Below are 14934 nucleotides of genomic sequence, written 5' to 3'. Positions count from 1 at the left end.
GTATACGCCGAGTGTCTAGCTCCTGGCGGAGGGTGGGTCGGCCCAGGTGAGGGCCGATTGTCACGGTTCTGCTACTCGGTCTCGGGCGGGGTCGCGGGCGGCCTGCCGCGGCGCGGGATCGGTCCCGTCTCCCTCGGCAGGCGGCCCGCGTCGGCCAGGGCCTTGCGGAGCAGGAACTCGATCTGCGCGTTGGCCGAGCGCAGCTCGTCCCCGGCCCAGCGGGCGAGGGCCTCGTACACGGCCGGGTCCAGCCGCAGCAGTACCTGCTTGCGCTGCGGCCGGCCCTGAGGAGCTGTCACTGGTAGAGGGTCCCCGTGTTGAGGACCGGCTGCGGCGCGCGGTCACCGCACAGCACCACCATCAGGTTGGACACCATCGCCGCCTTGCGCTCCTCGTCCAGTTCCACGATGTCCCGCTCGGAGATCCGGGCGAGCGCCGCCTCGACCATTCCGACCGCTCCGTCCACGATCTGCCGCCGGGCCGCGACGACCGCCCCGGCCTGCTGCCGCTGGAGCATCGCCGAGGCGATCTCGGGAGCGTACGCGAGATGCGTGAAGCGCGACTCGATGATCTGCACTCCGGCCGCCTCCACGCGCGCGTGCAGCTCGGTGGCGAGCTTCTCGGTGATCTCCTCGGCGTTGCCGCGCAACGACAGACCGTCCTCGTCATGGGCGTCGTAGGGGTACTCGATGGCGATGTGCCGGACCGCCGCCTCGGTCTGGGTGGAGACGAACTCCAGGAAGTCGTCCACCTCGAAGGTGGCCTGCGCGGTGTCCTCGACCTTCCACACCACGACCGCGGCGAGCTCGATCGGGTTGCCGTAGGCGTCGTTGACCTTCAGGACCGCCGTCTCGTGATTGCGGACCCGGGTCGAGATCTTCGTCCGGGACGTGAGGGGGTTCACCCAGCGCAGTCCGTCCTGCCGGATCGTGCCCCGGTACCGCCCGAAGAGCTGGACCACCCGGGCCTCGCCCGGCGCGACCATGTTCAGCCCGCACATCGCGAGGAAGGCGGCGAGGGCGATCAGGATGCCGCCGATGATCAGCGCGGCCTTGGCTCCGGCCCCGGCGACGGCGGTGGCGCCGACGACGCAGCCGGCGCCGGCGGTGAGCCCGACCAGGCCGAGCAGCAGGGCGAGGCCCCCGCCGATGCTGTGCGCCGTGAACTCCCGCACGCGCGGGGCGGGCATGTCCGGTACGTCCGCGGCGGCGGTGGTGTGGTCGTTCGGCATAGGTGGGTCCCCCGTTTCCATGTACTAGCTTCTGTCTAGCTAAGTGATATCACTTTAGCGCGCCGGGCAACCCTACGCATCTGTCAGCGGTCGGTTCCGTTGGGACGGGTGCTGATTGTCACGTCCGTAAAAGACGGGATCGGCGGCCCTTTGTCACATCTCCCGGTGTTAGCTTTCTGAGCTGACCTGAGCGGCGAACCTGTGTGGCATCGGTGCACACCTGAGCGAAGCGGAGCGGATCGGACTCATGGGACGAGCGGAAGAGAGACGAGCGCGGCAGCGCGGTGGCCGCCGCGCGGCGCCCAGGCGTCGCCGCTCGTCGGGGACGCCGGGCAGGCCCGGCATACGCCGGTTCTTCACCTGGAAGAAGGTCCTCGGCACCTTCCTCGGCCTCTGCCTGCTCGGCATCGGCGGCTTCATCGTGCTGTACATGATGGTGGAGGTGCCCAAGGGCAACGCCGCCGCGAAGCTCCAGAGCAACGTCTACCAGTACAGCGACGGCACGGTCCTCGCCCGCGACGGCGAGGTCAACCGCGAGATCGTGGACCTCTCCAAGGTGCCCGAGGAGGTCCGCAACACCTTCGTCGCCGCCGAGAACAAGACCTTCTACAAGGACTCCGGCGTCGACTTCAAGGGCACGGCCCGCGGCCTGATCAACACGCTCAGCGGCAAGGGCGCGCAGGGCGGTTCGACGATCACCCAGCAGTACGTCAAGAACTACTACCTCACCCAGGAGCAGACGGTCACCCGTAAGCTCCGGGAGCTGGTGATCTCGCTGAAGGTGGACCGCCAGATGTCGAAGGACGACATCCTCGCGGGCTATCTCAACACCAGCTACTTCGGCCGTAACGCCTACGGCATCCAGGCCGCCGCCCAGGCCTACTACCGCGTCGACGCGGAGGAGCTCTCGGTCGCGCAGGGCGCCTATCTCGCCGCACTGCTCCAGGCGCCGAGCCAGTACGACTGGGCCGTCGCCTCGGAGACCGGCAAGAAGCTCGTGAAGGACCGCTGGAACTACGTCCTGAACAACATGGTCGAGGAAGGCTGGCTCAGCTCTTCCGAGCGCCAGGAGATGAAGTTCCCGGTCCCGAAGGACCCCAAGGCCGCCGCCGGTCTCGAGGGCCAGAAGGGCTATCTCGTCGAACTGGCCAACAACCAGCTCGAAGAGCAGCTCATGAAGGAGGAGGGGATCTCCCGCTCCGAGGCCGAGACCCAGGTCAAGGGCCAGGGCTGGACCATCACCCTGAACATCGACAAGAAGAAGCAGGCCCAGCTGGAGAAGGCGGTCGACACCCAGCTGAACAGCAAGCTGGACGCGAAGAAGCGACCCGTCGACGGCGACATCCAGGCGGGCGCCGTCTCCGTCGACCCGAAGACGGGGAAGATCGTCGCCCTCTACGGCGGCGAGGACTACTTCAAGCACTACCGCTCCAACGCGACCCGCACCGACTACCAGCCGGCCTCGACCTTCAAGCCGGTCATCCTCGCCGCCGCCCTGGAGAACCAGGCCAAGACGCAGGACGGCGAGACGATCGGCGCGAAGACGGTCTACGACGGCAACAGCAAGCGGCCCGTGGTGGACGCCAACGGCAACAAGGTCGGCTTCGCCCCGCCGAACGAGGACGACGTCGACTACGGCGACGTCACCGTCCAGACCGCGATGAACAAGTCCATCAACTCGGTGTTCGCGCAGATGGGCATCGACGTCGGGATGGAGGAGGTGATGGACACCGCGGCCGAACTCGGCATGTCCGACGACCTGGAGGCGGTGCCCGCGCAGACCCTCGGCTCCATGGGCGCGAGCCCGCTCCAGATGGCCGGGGTCTACGCCACCCTCGACAACCACGGCAAGCAGGTCACCCCGACCCTGATCAAGTCCGCCGAGCAGCGCAGCCGCACGATCACCATGCCCGACGCGATCGGCGAGCAGGTGCTCAGCCCCGAGGCCGCCGACACCGTGACCTCGGTGCTGACGGGCGTGGTCGACGACGGTACGGCCCGGCGCTCGGTGCGCGAGAACCCGGCCCGCGACGGCCAAGAGGTGGCCGGCAAGACGGGTACGTCCGACTTCGGCAGGTCGGCCTGGTTCACCGGCTACACGCCGGACCTGGTGACCTCGGTCGGCATGTTCGGTGAGGACGCCAAGACGGGCGACCAGGTCAACATGAAGGGCGCGACGGGCACCCTGCCCGGCACCGGCCGGGTCGCGGGCGGCAGCTTCCCGGCGCAGATCTGGGCGGCGTACATGTTCGGAGTGACCGACCCGGACGCCGAGTTCGACCTGGACACCGACCAGGGCGCGGCGGTGGAGCCGACCTGGACCCCGACGAAGACCCAGGAGCCGAGCCGGACGCCCACCCAGGAGCCGACGACCCAGGAGCCGACCACCGAGGCGCCGACCCAGTCCCCGACCCAGACGCCCACGGACACCCCGACGACGACCGAACCGACGGGCGAGCCGACGACGGAGGAACCGACGACGACCCCGCCGACGGACGACATCCCGGAGGATCCGGTGGATCCGGACGCGGAGGAATGAGAAAAGGGCGCCCGGAGAACTCCGGGCGCCCTTTCTTGTCCCAGCGCTCCTAGCCGCGATTCAGCTCGAACCAGACCACCTTGCCGGTGCTGAGGCGCGTCGCTCCCCACCGCCGGGCCAGCCTGTTGACGAGGTACAGCCCCCGCCCGCCTTCATCCGTCGCGCGGGCCTGCCGCAGCCGGGGCAACTGGGGCACGTCGTCGCCGACCTCGCACCGCAGTACGTCGGTCCGCAGCAACCGCAGTGTGACCGGCCGGGACGCGTACCGCACCGCGTTGGTGACGACCTCGCTCACCAACAGCTCCACGGAGTCCGTGAGTTCCTCCATGCCCCAGCGGGACAGCGCGCGCCGCGCCAGCCGCCGGGCCCGCCCCGGCGCCGCGTCCTCCGGCTCCAGGAACCAGTACGCCACATCGCTCGGCGCGATCCCGTCGAACCGCGCGGCGAGCAGCGCGATGTCGTCGTCCCGGTCCCCGGGCCCGAGCATGTCGAGCACCTCGTCGCAGAGCGCTTCCAGCGGCGGCGGATGATCGGGTCCGGTCAGCTGAGCGGTCGCGGCGAGCTTCTCGCGCAGTTGCTCTATCCCGGTCCACACGTCCCGCAGCCGCGACTCGACCAGACCGTCGGTGTACAGCAGCAGCGTCGCCCCGGCCGGCGCGTCCAGTTCCACGGCCTCGAAGTCGACGCCCCCGACGCCGATCGGCGCGCCCGGCGGCACCCGCAGCACCTCGGCCCGGCCGCCCAGGTGCAGCAGAACGGGCGGCGGATGACCGGCGTTGGCGATCGTGATGCGGTGCGAGACCGGGTCGTACACGGCGTACAGACAGGTCGCCATGCGGTCCGTGCCGAGCCGCTGCGCCTGCTCGTCGAGGTGGTGCAGCACCTCCTGGGGCGGCAGGTCGAGACCCGCGAGCGTCTGGGCCGTCGTACGCAACTGGCCCATGATCGCCGCCGAGGTCATGGAGTGGCCCATGACGTCGCCCACGACCAGCGCCACCCGGCTGCCCGGGAGCGGGATCGCGTCGTACCAGTCGCCGCCGACCCGCGCGGTCTCGGCGGCCGGGAGATAACGGGAGGCGAGCCGTACGCCGGTCGGGCGCGGCAGGGTCTCCGGGAGCATGGTCCGCTGCAGTTCGTCGGCGATGTAGGCCTCACGGCCGTACAGCACCGCCTTGTCGATGCCGAGCGCGCTGTGCGTGGCGAGCTGGGCGGCGACCAGGAGGTCGTCCGCCTCGAAGGCGATGCGCTCGGGGCGGCGCAGGAAGAGCGCGGCGCCGATCACCCGGCGCCGGCCGCGCAGCGGCGCGAGGATCGCGCGCTGTCCGCCCGGCACGACCAGTTCGCCGTCCTCGCCGAGGAGTTCCGGCAGCGCGGCGCTGGCGGCGGGCGCGTCGGCGAAGACCGGGCGGACTCCGCGCAGCACCTCGGCGAGCGCGCCGCCCGGCCGTACCTCGCACAACTCGGCGGTGACGGCGGACAGTTCGGCCAGCTCGGTGGGTTCCGGCACGCCCGGGACGGCCAGGAAGCCCTCGGTGTCCCGCTCCTCCGGTATCCGGTCGGTGCGGCGCAGCCGCAGCACGACGGGCCCGGTGGGCCGCTCGTCGCCGACCGGCAGCGGATCGCGCAGATAGACCAGGATCGCGTCGGAGAAGGTCGGCACGGTGGCCCGGCACAGCCCCATCACGATCTCGTCGAGATCGATGCCGCGGGCGATCCTGCGGGTCGCCGCGCCCACGAACCGCAGCCGGTCGCCGTCCCGCCGCATGGGCGTGGGCCGGCCGGGCGGCAGGCCCTGTCCGGTACGGCGCTCGTCCGGCGTCGCCGCGGTGCTCGGCTGCGCCGGGATGCCCTCGGGCACCGGCCGGGGACGATGGGTGTCGGCCTCCGCGGCGGCGGAGGGCTGCGCATGCTCGGGACCGTTGCTCACGGGGGCCTTGTCGTTGCCGGACGGTGCGGTCGTGCCCGGGGTGGTGGGCGGTTCGCCGGTGCGCGCCTGCGCGGGTAACGCGGCGGCTCCGGAGGCGCGGGGCGGGCTCGGGGTACGCCGGAGCGCCCCGCGTGGGTCCGCGGGGCCGGCGCCCAGGGGGCGCTCGAAGGAGGTCGGCTGCTCCGTCACGCGTGTCGCATCCATCCGTCCGGGGCGTGTCGTTCGTCCCGCCGAAGTCCCGATACCCGCAATACGTGCCCCAGGAACGGGATTCCCGCGTGGCCAGAGGCTGTTCCTGTGCCACCGGCGGGCTGTGCGCCGCCCGTACCGGTGTTGCCCTCGTACCCCTCGCTCACGTCCTGCCGCCCCTCGGTGACGATCGGTCAAGCCCAGTGCGCGCTCCGGTAGTTGCCGCCGTGCGCCCTTGCGGAGGACGATCCTACGTTTCTCGCCCGGGGGCGCATCAAGGGTCTCATGAGGACACGTGCGCGGGCGTACGGCCCAGGTCCTCCTCCGACGGTTCCTCCGGCAGTGACGGTACAGCCCAGGACGGCTCCGGGCGCCAGTGTTGCCAGCCGTCCGAGAAGGGTGGCCCCCAGGCGCGGATCACCTCCACCGCGGCCCGCCCGGCCTCCCGGACCCCTTCGGCCGCGGAGGCGTCCATCAGGCCGTCCTGCTGAGCCTGCGCGAACTCGTCCTCGTCGCGCCAGCCCCAACTGCGGTCGGGGTAGACGCAGATGTCCAGAAAGTGATCCTCGGAATCGACTCCGCCCGCCCAACGGACCAGCGGCTGCTCCAGGTTCACGTACCAGTTCTTGAACCGCCAGCCCGCATCCCAGAACAGCCACACCGACCACGGCTCGCCGGGTCTGGCCAGTTTCAGCACCCCGGTGCCGAACCAGCGGTCGCGCTGCACCGTCCGGGGCTTGGTGTAGCGCGACCGCAGCGGCTCCTGGTGCACAGGGGTGCCGTCGGCGAGCGCGGGCTTCAGACACTCGGTCCCGGGCGCCAGCCATACGGCGAGCAGGTCGGCGTCGTCCCGGACGACGGTGACCGGACGCACGATGTGGAAGCGCGTGCCGGCGTTCTCCCGGTACCGCCACAGGATGTGACTTCCGGGCGCCCAGTGTGCCGTAGACCCGCCCGCTTCCACTGCCGTCATCGCTCCGCCGTCTGCCATGCACAGATATTAGGTGTCACTGACTGACGACGCTGCGGCGAACGTCACGGTTCGCAGTCACCGGGTCAATTGTCACGGGCGTGTCATCCGCAGGACATCAAGGGCTTCGTCCAGCTCAGCGAGGGTGAGGTCGCCGCGTTCCACATAACCGCCCTCCAGCACGACTTGACGGATGGTCCGGCGTTCCGCGAGCGCCTTCTTGGCGACCTTGGCGGCCTCCTCGTAGCCGATGTACTTGTTCAGCGGCGTGACCACGGAGGGTGACGACTCGGCGTATTCGCGGGCCCGTTCGCGGTGCGCGACGATGCCGTCCACGGTCCGGTCGGCGAGCAGCCGGGAGACGTTGGCGAGCAGCCGTACCGACTCCAGGACGTTCTTGGCGATGACCGGGAGCATCACATTGAGCTCGAAGTTCCCGGCGGCCCCGGCGGTGGCCACGGTGGCGTCGTTCCCGACGACCTGCGCGGCGACCATGAGCACGGCCTCGGGGATGACGGGATTGACCTTGCCGGGCATGATCGAGGACCCGGGCTGCAGATCGGGCAGCGAGATCTCGGCGAGCCCGGTCCGCGGCCCGGAGGCCATCCACCGCAGATCGTTGGCGATCTTCGTCAGGCTGACGGCGATCGTCCTGAGCTGCCCGCTGACCTCGACGATCCCGTCCCGCGCGCCCTGCGCCTCGAAGTGATCGCGCGCCTCGGTGAGCGGCAGCCCGGTGACTCGGGCGACCTCCTCGATGACGGCGGCGGAGAATCCGGGCGGGGTGTTGATCCCGGTCCCGACGGCGGTCCCGCCCAGCGGCAGCTCGGCGAGCCGGGGGAGGGACGCCTGGAGCCGCTCGATGCCGTACCGGACCTGGGCGGCATACCCGCCGAACTCCTGGCCGAGGGTGACCGGGGTGGCGTCCATGAGATGCGTACGCCCGGACTTGACGACGTCGGAGAACTCCTCGGCCTTGCGGGTGAGCGCGTCGGCGAGGTGCTGGAGCGCGGGGACGAGGTCGCGGGTGACGGCGGCTGTGGCGGCGATGTGGATGGAGGACGGGAAGACGTCGTTGGAGGACTGGGAGGCGTTGACGTGGTCGTTGGGGTGGACGTCCTTCTCGAGCCTCTCGCTCGCCAGCGTGGCGATGACCTCGTTGGTGTTCATGTTGGACGAGGTGCCGGAGCCGGTCTGGAAGACATCGACGGGAAAGTGCTCGTCCCACTTTCCGCCGGCGACCTCCTCGGCGGCGGCCTGGATGGCCTCGGCGACGTCCTTGTCGAGCACACCGAGCTCGGCGTTGACCTTGGCGGCCGCGCCCTTGATCCGGGCCAGCGCCTCGATGTGGGCCCGCTCGATCCGCTGCCCGGAGACGGGGAAGTTCTCGACGGCACGCTGCGTCTGCGCCCGCCACTTGGCCTCGGCGGGGACGCGTACCTCGCCCATGGAGTCGTGCTCGATGCGGTAGTCGGTCATACCGGGTACAGCGGTTGGGGGGCCGAGGATGTTCCGGGATCTGGTCCGAACGGGGTCAGCGGGTGCGCAACTGCTCGTCCAGCCGACCGAGCTCGTCGAGAAGCTCATTGCTGTCGGCCTCGGGCAGACTCGCCATGTACTCACGGAGGGCCTGCCGGTCGAGGGCGAGCGGCTCGGCCCGGGGAACGGCCCGCACGAGCCGGACGAACTCGGCGGCTTCGGCCGTGTCGCGCAGGGTGTGGAGAGCGGAGAAGAAGGCGGGACCGCCGGCGGAGCCGCGCTCGGCTGCGCGGACTACTCGGCGGTGGCTGAGGAGGTGGCGGAGGAGGGTGCGGGTGAGGTCGGTGGCGAGTACGAGCGCGCACAGCCCGACCCCGGACACCCAGGCCAGGAAGGATTCCTTGCTGAAGCGTTCGACCAGATAGATCAGGCCACCGGCGAACGCGGCCGACATCAACAGGATGAGCCCGCTGCTCCTCAACCAGCGAAGCGCGTTAATGTGCCACGGGCCGTCGAGCCAGCCATGAAGCGGGTGAGCCTCCAGGTGGAGGGCCGTCAGGGGCATCCGGGCCAGTCCGACAGGGCCGAGCTGTTCGGTACCGCTCGAGTGTCGTATCACGTAGAGCGTGCTCGGCCCCCAGAGCAGCGCGAGAGCCGCGATCGGCGCGGTGAGGGCACTGGCCGCGACGACAGTCGGTTGACCGCGGACAAGTGCGCTTGCTGTCCCCGAGAGGTGCAGGAGGAGCACGAAGCAGGCGCCTCCGCTGATGACTGAGAGGAACGAGTCCGTCTCCAGACGTCGTTCGCTCAAGTCGACCCAGCGTCGGAGCGTGTCCTCCACGAATCTGCGGAACCGGCCGTTGGCCGCGCCGTATGCCAGCGGCTGGGTCGACTGGAAGAGCCAGAACAGTGCGACCGGCAGCAGGAACGTGAGCATCGGGCTCATCAGCACCGCCCCTGTACTCGGATCAGGCATGCTGAACGGCAGGGTCGCGGAATAGGCGACCCCCAGGATCAGGACCCCCGAGGGAACCCGCTCCACCACCCGCCGCACCCTGGCCAGATCCCCGTCCCCGCGAAGCCGCTGCAGATCCGTCTTGATCGCATGCGCCTCCGCCGGAGACACCTTCTGCCCCAGCATCGTGATCAGGAGCCGCCGGATCGAGCCCTGGATCGCCGGTGACAGGCTGGGCAGCGTCGCGCAGTCCCGGAGGGCCGTGGTCCGCAACCAGCCACTGTCCCCCGCGAACGCCCGGTCGATGTACAGCTCCCGCGTCGACTCCGACAGCAGCGGAAGACAGTCCAGCGCGAACTTCCGGTCGCTCACACTGCCCCGTTCCCACGCGGCCGCGACCAGCGTTTCCACCAGCGGCCGTACCGCCTCGTGCGGCCACCGCGCTCGCCCCTGGTACGCCGCCGTCAGCAGCTCCAGGCAGTGCACCGCCGCCGGGGACCACTCGAAGGCCTCCGCGTCCGTCCGCTCGGCGGCCAGGATCTCGGCGAGGGCGCCCAGCAGTGGTTCCGTCACCTCCGGTGTGCCGTCCTGGAGGACCGTCACCGCCGTCTCCCGCCACCGCCCGTTCGTGGCCAGCTCGCGCGGCGGCACCGCGTCGGGGTGGTCGGCGACGTACTTGCTCGCGAAGTACTGCTGGACCCGCCGGTGCCCGAAGAAGACGCGGCGGCCGGAGGAGACCAGGATCCGGGACTCCGACAGGGCCCGGATCAGCAGGACCCGCGTGTCCGGGTCCTCCTCCGCGAGCCGCGCCAGGTCGCGCTGGTGGCTGTGCTCGTCCACGGAAAGTCCGCCGCCGGAGTCCGTGAGCCGGAACGCGAACCGGGCCAGGAAGTCCTCAAGGCGCCGCTGGACGTCCCCGGCCTCGGTCTGCACCGCCCGCAGCCGCACGGCCGCGTAGTCGGCGAACAGGGTGCTCGGCCGGTCCGGCAGGGCGCGGTGGGTCTGGACGTAGGTGGCGAGGAGCTTCAGGCCCAACGGGTTCTGCGCCTCGGCCGTGAAACCCCGCCGGGGGTCGGTCAACAGTGGCTGGAGGAGGGCCAGTTCCTGCTGGTCCAGGCCCACGCGGCGCAGGAAGTCCTCCTGTTGAGGGGTCGACAGACCCAGGATGTGCAGCCGCGTCCAGCCGTTCGCGCGCAGCCCCTTGTACTCCCGGGACGCGACCACGCACCGCCCGCCGCCCCCGACGAGTTCGATCACCGTCTGGACGTACGGCGCGACCACCGCGTCCACCGTCGCGCTGCCGAGGACGGCCGGGATCTCGTCGAAGGAGTCCAGCAGCAGGGTGACCTTGCGGTCCCGAAGGTCGTCGGCGAACTGGTGGGTGAAGTAGGCGGCGATGTCGGCACTGCCCCGCGGACCGGTCTGCTCCATGATGTAGCGCCGCAGCACCTCCGTGGTGATCTCGTGCGGCTTCGCGTGCAGCTCACGGAGGTTGACGTAGACGGGCAGCGGGGCGTTGGGTGCGTGGCCCTCGGCGATCTGCCGCAACTGTGCCGTGGCGTACTGCCGTAGCGCGACGCTCTTACCCGAACCCGCCTGGCCCTGAAGCAGGATGAGATCCGTCCTGGGGCGGGTCAGCGCGCGGCTCAGCGGGCTGGTCGCGTACCGGCCGCGGCGGCGCAGCAGGCCCCGGCGGCGGGTGGCGGGGTAGCCGTCCACGTCCTCGACGATGGCGGTCAGCTCGATCAGTTCGTCGTCCAGCCAGTGGATCTCGTCCAGCGTGGAGGTCAGCTTGCGCAGGAGCAGCCGGGCGAGGGCGCGACGGAACTGCGGGTCGTCGGACGGCGGGGGAGCCGCCGCCCGGTCCGGCTGTGGTGGTACGGCCTGGTAGACGCCGGCGTTGATGACCGTGTCCGGACGCCAGGCCTGCTGGTCGAAGTCGGGGCCGCCCCGCACCGCGCGGGGCCGATCAAAAGTGCTGTCGGGCCCACTGGGCCAGGACGTCCACGGAGGTGCCGAGTTCGGTGCCGCCGAGGGCCCGCAGCCGGTTCCCGAGTTCGGTGAGCCGCTCGGCCGTCTCCTCGTCACCACTCGCCACCGCCTCGGCGAGCGCGGCGTTGACGGCTTCCCGGTCCGCCTCCGCGATCCCCGTCAACTCACGCACCCGGGACTGCAGTCCGGCCACCACCTCGGCCAACTCGTCCGGCCCGCTGTGCTCGGTGAGCGTGAGGTTCCCCGCGATGTTGTAGACCCTGCTGCTCCGAAGCTGCCAGCCGGACTGGTCGAAAGACGCCATAACGCTCCCCCGGGAGTGACTGTCCCTCAGCGTAGAGCGCGGCGACGGCCCCCTCCACCGATCCGGCCAGCGACCCCACCAGGGCGGCCGGACAATGGTGACGTACGACACGGAAAGGGGGAGTGCAGGAGGCTGGACATGCTCCGCAGCAGCAGGTTCCCGAGGTCGGCGACACCTTCTCCTTCGCCGACGACGGGGACTACCAGCGGCTGGACTTCTACCTCGGGAGCTGAGGCCTCGGGAGCTGAGGCCGCGGGAGCTGAGGCCGGCCGTTCTTACGCGAGCCCGGGACCCCGTACCGGAATCGACGTGAAGGTCGGCGCCGGGGCCGGGTCCTGGAAGAAGTCGTTGCCCTTGTCGTCCACCACGATGAACGCCGGGAAGTCCTCGACCTCGATCTTCCAGACCGCCTCCATGCCGAGCTCCTCGTACTCGACGACCTCGACCTTCTTGATGCAGTCCTGCGCCAGACGGGCGGCGGGCCCGCCGATGGAGCCCAGGTAGAAGCCGCCGTGCGTGCCGCAGGCGTCCGTGACCTGCTTGCTGCGGTTGCCCTTGGCCAGCATGACCTTGGAGCCGCCCGCCGCCTGGAACTGCTCGACGTAGGAGTCCATGCGGCCGGCCGTGGTCGGGCCGAAGGAGCCGGACGCGTAGCCCTCGGGCGTCTTCGCCGGGCCCGCGTAGTACACCGGGTGGTCCTTGAGGTACTGCGGCATCTCCTCGCCCGCGTCCAACCGCTCCTTGATCTTGGCGTGCGCGATGTCGCGGGCCACGACCAGCGGACCGGTGAGGGACAGCCGGGTCTTCACCGGGTACTTGGTCAGCTCGGCGAGGATGTCGTCCATCGGCTGGTTGAGGTCGATCTTCACGACGTCGCCGTCGGCCTCGAGGTGCTCGTCCGTCGTCTCGGGGAGGAACCGCGCCGGGTCGGTCTCCAGCTGCTCCAGGAAGACGCCCTCGGCGGTGATCTTCGCGACGGCCTGTCGGTCGGCGGAGCAGGAGACGGCGATGGCGACCGGGCAGGAGGCGCCGTGCCGGGGCAGGCGCACCACGCGCACGTCGTGGCAGAAGTACTTGCCGCCGAACTGCGCGCCGATGCCGATCTTCTGCGTCAGCTCGAAGACCTTCTCCTCCAGCTCCTTGTCCCGGAAGCCGTGCCCGAGCGGCGAGCCCTCGGCCGGGATCTCGTCCAGGTAGTGCGCGGAGGCGTACTTGGCGGTCTTCAGCGCGTACTCGGCGGACGTGCCGCCGACGACGATCGCCAGGTGGTACGGCGGGCAGGCGGCCGTACCGAGCGAACGGATCTTCTCCTCCAGGAACTTCATCATGGAGGCCTCGTTCAGGACGGCCTTGGTCTCCTGGTAGAGGAAGGACTTGTTGGCGGAGCCGCCGCCCTTCGCCATGAACAGGAACTTGTAGGCGCCGCCGTCGGTGGCGTACAGCTCGATCTGGGCCGGCAGGTTGGAGCCGGTGTTCTTCTCCTCCCACATGGTGAGCGGAGCCATCTGCGAGTACCGCAGGTTGAGGTTCAGGTAGGCGTCGTAGATGCCGCGCGAGAGGGCCTCCTCGTCGCCGCCCTCGGTCAGCACGTTCTGGCCGCGCTTGCCCATCACGATCGCCGTGCCGGTGTCCTGGCACATCGGCAGGACGCCCGCCGCCGCGATGTTGGCGTTCTTCAGCAGGTCCAGCGCGACGAACTTGTCGTTGCTGGACGCCTCGGGGTCGTCGATGATGCGGCGCAGCTGGGCGAGGTGGGCCGGGCGCAGATAGTGCTGGATGTCGTGGATGGCCTCCGCGGCGAGCTGGCGCAGCGCCTCCGGCTCGACCTTGAGGAACGTGCGCCCGTCGGCCTCGAAGGTGGAGACACCCTCGGAGGTCACCAGCCGGTACGGGGTGGTGTCCTCTCCCATGGGGAGCAGATCGGTGTACGCGAACTCAGGCATCTCAGCCCATTCCTCACTCTGACGGACGGCCGCCCGCCGACGCTGGCGAGCCTCCCCAGCGTAGAACCTGCCGCCGATGGAGAGCTTGTGAGGTAAGGCTCAGTTGGACTCCGGCAGGGGCTATCGCGATCTATCGTGTTTCGGTACGCTGCTGCCGTGGACCTTCAGAAGCAGACCGCGCCCGTCGCGGCCACCGAGCTGCGCGCCTCCGACGCCGACCGCGACCGGATCGCGGACATCCTGCGTGAGGCGCTCGCCGAGGGCCGCCTCACCGCCGACGAGCACAGCGAGCGCGTCGAGGGGGTGCTGAACGCCAAGACGGTGGGCGAGCTGGAGGCCTTCATCCAGGACCTGCCCGCGGCCCATCGGCCCCGGACCACCTCGTCGTACGCCACCGTCCCCAACCGCCCGACCAACCTCCCCGCGGATCCGGACGACACCGCCGTCGCGATCTTCAGCAGCGCCGTCCGCAAGGGCCGTTGGCGCGCCGGGCGCAGGATCCACGCGTACGCGATCTTCGGCAGCGTCGAGATAGACCTCAGCGAGGCACTCTTCGAGTACCAGCAGGTCGTCATCAAGGCGTTCTCGCTCTTCGGCAGCATCGAGGTCCGCGTCCCGGAGAACGTGTCGCTGCGCGGCACGGGCGGCGGCGTCCTCGGCAGCTTCGAGGTGGACACCGTCGACGCGGAGGACCCGGCGGCGCCCGTGATCTACCTGGACGGGTGGGCCGTCCTGGGCAGCGTCGAGGGCGCGCCGAAGCGCGGGAAGTTCGTGACGGACATCCTCGACCGGGTCCACGCCAAGGTCGAGAAGAGTTTGCGCAAGCATCTGAATCATTGACGGTTGCGAATCCCACCACAACCGAAAGCGACCAGTCCGCTCATCCGTCCCCTCAGGAGCCCCCGGAATCCAGCGCTTCGGAACTCCCTGCATAGGCACGCGCACAACGGGTAGACCTTGCTGCATCGTCTCTCGCTCGCGAAGCCGTCGTCAGGAGTAGACCGTGCTGCAACCGCCGCATTCGTCCCTGCAGGTCGCTGCCGTTCCGGCCCAGCGGGTGCCAGTGCGAGACAGGGACCAAGACGCCCCGTGGCACACCGAGGCGGTGTGCCGACGCGACGAGGCCGGCCTGTTCTTCGCCCCCTCCAAGGAGCCGACCGCCGCCCGGCTCTCCCGTGAGGAGGCGGCCAAGCGGGTCTGCGCACGCTGCCCGGTCATGGTCGAGTGCCGCGAACACGCCCTCCTCCAGCCCGAGCCGTACGGCGTCTGGGGCGGCCTCACCGCGGCCGAACGCCGAGTGGTCCTGGCCCGGCGCAGGCGCCGCGACCTGGAACTGAAGAAGGCGGCGCGAACGACGGGCCGCATAGCTCAGGCGGGCTGACCCCCCCGGCAAGAAGAGGGCGCC

11 protein-coding genes are annotated in these 14934 nt (G+C 70.3%); 3 read left to right on the top strand and 8 right to left on the bottom strand.

What is annotated here, in order from left to right:
- Positions 1-71 precede the first annotated feature (71 nt).
- Positions 72-299 carry a type II toxin-antitoxin system antitoxin gene (locus tag AC068Z_RS01810; protein WP_478551320.1) on the bottom strand — a complete coding sequence of 76 codons (228 nt, stop codon included), beginning with the start codon at positions 297-299 and terminating at the stop codon, positions 72-74.
- Positions 296-1231: an SPFH domain-containing protein gene (locus tag AC068Z_RS01805; RefSeq protein WP_478551318.1), complete on the bottom strand. Its 936-nt coding sequence runs from the start codon at positions 1229-1231 to the stop codon at positions 296-298. Before AC068Z_RS01805 ends, AC068Z_RS01810 begins: the two co-directional genes overlap by 4 nt.
- Before the next feature lie 247 nt (positions 1232-1478).
- On the opposite strand from AC068Z_RS01805, the gene AC068Z_RS01800 reads away from it, so the two are divergent.
- Positions 1479-3770 (top strand): transglycosylase domain-containing protein, encoded by a 2292-nt coding sequence (locus AC068Z_RS01800; RefSeq protein WP_478551316.1) that lies wholly within the window; start codon positions 1479-1481, stop codon positions 3768-3770.
- Between the two features lie 49 nt (positions 3771-3819).
- Here AC068Z_RS01800 and AC068Z_RS01795 read toward each other — a convergent pair whose 3' ends face one another.
- The 6 genes from AC068Z_RS01795 to AC068Z_RS01770 form a co-directional block, all read right to left on the bottom strand.
- Complete coding sequence (locus AC068Z_RS01795; RefSeq protein ID WP_478551314.1) at positions 3820-5901, bottom strand: SpoIIE family protein phosphatase; 2082 nt, start codon at positions 5899-5901, stop codon at positions 3820-3822.
- Between the two features lie 268 nt (positions 5902-6169).
- Positions 6170-6877: a cytidylyl-2-hydroxypropylphosphonate hydrolase gene (gene fomD / locus AC068Z_RS01790; RefSeq protein WP_478551312.1), complete on the bottom strand. Its 708-nt coding sequence runs from the start codon at positions 6875-6877 to the stop codon at positions 6170-6172.
- Between the two features lie 72 nt (positions 6878-6949).
- Positions 6950-8335 (bottom strand): class II fumarate hydratase, encoded by a 1386-nt coding sequence (locus AC068Z_RS01785; protein WP_478551310.1) that lies wholly within the window; start codon positions 8333-8335, stop codon positions 6950-6952.
- A 55-nt stretch (positions 8336-8390) separates the two neighbouring features.
- Positions 8391-11246: an NACHT domain-containing protein gene (locus AC068Z_RS01780; RefSeq protein ID WP_478551308.1), complete on the bottom strand. Its 2856-nt coding sequence runs from the start codon at positions 11244-11246 to the stop codon at positions 8391-8393.
- 13 nt (positions 11247-11259) lie between these two features.
- Entirely contained in the window at positions 11260-11586 is a 327-nt protein-coding gene (locus AC068Z_RS01775; protein ID WP_478551306.1) for a hypothetical protein, read from the bottom strand.
- Positions 11587-11861: 275 nt separating this feature from the next.
- Positions 11862-13529 carry a fumarate hydratase gene (locus tag AC068Z_RS01770; RefSeq protein WP_478551304.1) on the bottom strand — a complete coding sequence of 556 codons (1668 nt, stop codon included), beginning with the start codon at positions 13527-13529 and terminating at the stop codon, positions 11862-11864.
- Between the two features lie 156 nt (positions 13530-13685).
- Here AC068Z_RS01770 and AC068Z_RS01765 point away from each other — a divergent pair, with 156 nt between their 5' ends.
- Both AC068Z_RS01765 and AC068Z_RS01760 read left to right on the top strand, forming a co-directional pair.
- On the top strand, positions 13686-14369 hold the full coding sequence (locus tag AC068Z_RS01765; RefSeq protein ID WP_478551302.1) for a DUF1707 SHOCT-like domain-containing protein: 684 nt from the start codon (positions 13686-13688) through the stop codon (positions 14367-14369).
- A gap of 163 nt (positions 14370-14532) precedes the next feature.
- Positions 14533-14910: a WhiB family transcriptional regulator gene (locus tag AC068Z_RS01760; RefSeq protein WP_451728868.1), complete on the top strand. Its 378-nt coding sequence runs from the start codon at positions 14533-14535 to the stop codon at positions 14908-14910.
- The last annotated feature ends 24 nt before the right edge of the window (positions 14911-14934 follow it).

Source organism: Streptomyces sp. NPDC043726 (genome assembly GCF_056436565.1).
The sequence above is the reverse complement of the archived record's forward strand: the minus strand, read 5'-3'. Positions and strand labels throughout refer to the sequence as shown.